This is a genomic window from Bacilli bacterium, from assembly GCA_036381315.1.
In the GTDB taxonomy this organism is placed as follows: domain Bacteria; phylum Bacillota; class Bacilli; order Paenibacillales; family KCTC-25726; genus DASVDB01.
The window spans coordinates 1-2,408 of record DASVDB010000161.1; the positions used below are offsets into that span (position 1 = coordinate 1).

At 52.7% G+C, this 2,408-nt stretch carries 4 protein-coding genes; all 4 read right to left on the minus strand.

Annotated features, from left to right (window positions below; genetic code table 11):
* On the minus strand, positions 1-224 hold a 224-nt coding region (locus VF260_11985), incomplete at its 3' end, for a rod shape-determining protein MreC (GenBank protein ID HEX7057897.1).
* Between the two features lie 25 nt (positions 225-249).
* Positions 250-1,284, minus strand: coding sequence for a rod shape-determining protein (locus VF260_11990; protein ID HEX7057898.1), 1,035 nt, complete (start codon positions 1,282-1,284; stop codon positions 250-252).
* A gap of 84 nt (positions 1,285-1,368) precedes the next feature.
* Positions 1,369-2,061 carry a DNA repair protein RadC gene (radC, locus tag VF260_11995; GenBank protein HEX7057899.1) on the minus strand — a complete coding sequence of 231 codons (693 nt, stop codon included), beginning with the start codon at positions 2,059-2,061 and terminating at the stop codon, positions 1,369-1,371.
* A 21-nt stretch (positions 2,062-2,082) separates the two neighbouring features.
* On the minus strand, positions 2,083-2,408 hold a 326-nt coding region (locus VF260_12000; protein ID HEX7057900.1), incomplete at its 5' end, for a Maf family protein.

Consider the following 2,408-nt stretch of genomic DNA (forward strand, 5'->3'; position numbering starts at 1 on the left):
TCCTGATACAAATTACGCAAATGGCCGATGTCTTCAAAGAAACCCGCTATGTACCGAGCGGGCTTGAACACAAGTCCATGGGCAAAAGATACGGTATCGTTCAAAAACTTCTCGGGCCATGTCGCCTTTTCCCGATTCCCAAGCGTCAGCCCCATCAGAGTGATAGCCAAAATAACTCCGATCAACAGGAAAAACAACCGTCTGCTCCCAATCAATTTAAACAACAACAGCACCTTCTAACGCGTGTACTCAGCGTTTCGACCGACCTGCCGGACCATTTTTCGATTTGAACAAATGGATGTTTTCGAGCGCCCGGCCTGTTCCGATGGCAACGCAATCAAGCGGCTTTTCGGCCACAATGACCGGCATGCCTGTTTCCTGGGACAACACTTTGTCAAGGTTTCTCAAAAGCGCGCCGCCACCGGTCAGCACGATGCCGCGGTCCATAATGTCCGCGGCCAATTCGGGCGGACACTTTTCCAATGTAACCTTGACCGCATCGACAATGCTGTAAACCGTATCGGCAAGCGCATCGGCGATTTCATCCGAAGAGATGGAAATCGTGTTGGGCAGCCCCGTTACCAAATCGCGGCCGCGGATTTCCACCGTTTCTTTTTTCTCCATCTTTTTGGCCGATCCGATATCCATTTTCAACTGCTCGGCTGTTCGTTCGCCGATCATCAGGTTATAGTTGCGTTTGATATATTGGGCGATCGCTTCGTCGGCTTCGTCGCCGGCGATGCGAACGGAACGGCTGGTGACGATGCCGCCCAGCGAGATAACGGCGACTTCCGTCGTCCCGCCGCCGATGTCGACAACCATGCTGCCGGTCGGTTCCCAAACCGGCAAGTCAGCGCCAATCGCCGCGGCAAACGGTTCTTCAATGGTAAACGCTTCTTTTGCCCCCGCCTGCCGGGTGGCATCTTCAACCGCCCGTTGTTCGACCGCCGTAATTCCCGACGGCACACAAACCATGACGTTCGGGTGCCTTCCAAACAGCGACCGCGGCTTTAACGCCTGCCGGATAAAATGCTTCAGCATCGTCGCCGTCGTTTCGAAATCGGCGATGACGCCGTCTTTCATCGGGCGCACGGCCTGAATGTTGCCGGGTGTTCGCCCAATCATTCTTTTGGCCGACTCGCCCACGGCTTCGATTGTTTTTGTATCCATGCGAATTGCGACGACGGAAGGTTCCCTCAGTACAATGCCTTTTCCCTTCATATATACAAGCGTATTGGCGGTTCCCAAATCAATTCCCAGATCGCGGGTAAAATTACCGAACATGTTGTCGTTTTCTCCCTTCCTATCCTCACATGATGTCCAAAAGTGGGCAATTTTCTGCTTTACGCCCGATTCCAATCTATTATATTACATCAATCCTTGCTCCTTCAAACTGATAAAATGACCGTCGCCGATGATCAGATGATCGAGTACATCGATGCCGATCAACTCGCCGGCCTCCATGAGCCGTTTGGTCAGGCGGATATCTTCCTGACTGGGAGTGGGATCGCCGCTCGGATGATTGTGCGCGCAAATGATCGACGCGCTGCTTCTTTTTATCGCCGCGCGGAACACTTCCCGCGGATGGACAATCGTGGAATTCAGACTGCCGATCGAGAGCGTTTCCTGACCAATGATGTGATTTTTCGTATTCAAAAACAAACAAATGAAATGCTCCTGCTGCAAATAACGCAAATCTTCCATGATGAATTGCGCCACATCGTGCGGCGAACGAACGGCAACCATATCGTTCCTAACCGTACGGGCCAGTCTGCGCCCAAGCTCGATGCTTGCTTTAACCTGCACCGCCTTGGCAGTGCCGACGCCTTTGATGGATACCAGTTGATCCGGGCTCATCTCCACCAGATTGCGTAATCCGCCGGCTTCCATTAAAATCCGGTTGGCCAAAGTGACAGCCGATTCCGAATAAGTGCCGGTTCTTAATAAAATTGCCAGCAATTCCGCATTGCTGAGCGCTTGCGCCCCAAATTGCAGCATGCGTTCTCTCGGTCTTTCCTCAATTGGAACATCGCGCAATGTTAGATTGGGCGATATTGCCATCAATTTCCCCTCTTTCCTGGTTTAGTTTTCCAACACATTTAAACCGAATTGCTCCAGCATATCGCTTAATAGCGATAACGGCAGTCCCACCACATTAAAGTAGCAGCCTTCGATGGAATCAATCAGCGTTGCGCCGATGCCCTGGATCGCGTACGAACCGGCTTTGTCCAACGGCTCGCCAGTCGCGACATAGCGCCTGATCTGCCGTTCGTTCAACGGCTTCATATGAACGCGGGTTACGCGGTGGGAAACGACGGTTTTGCCCGTCCCCGGCTCCGTTAAAGCGACGCCGCTGAACACTTCGTGCGTTTTTCCCTGCAAACGCGCAAGCATCGCCGCCGCATCTT

Excerpts from the sequence above, each read along its gene's own strand:
- VF260_11990 (HEX7057898.1), bottom strand. The coding sequence starts at position 1,284 with ATGTTCGGTAATTTTACCCGCGATCTGGGAATTGATTTGGGAACCGCC.
- radC (HEX7057899.1), bottom strand. The coding sequence starts at position 2,061 with ATGGCAATATCGCCCAATCTAACATTGCGCGATGTTCCAATTGAGGAA.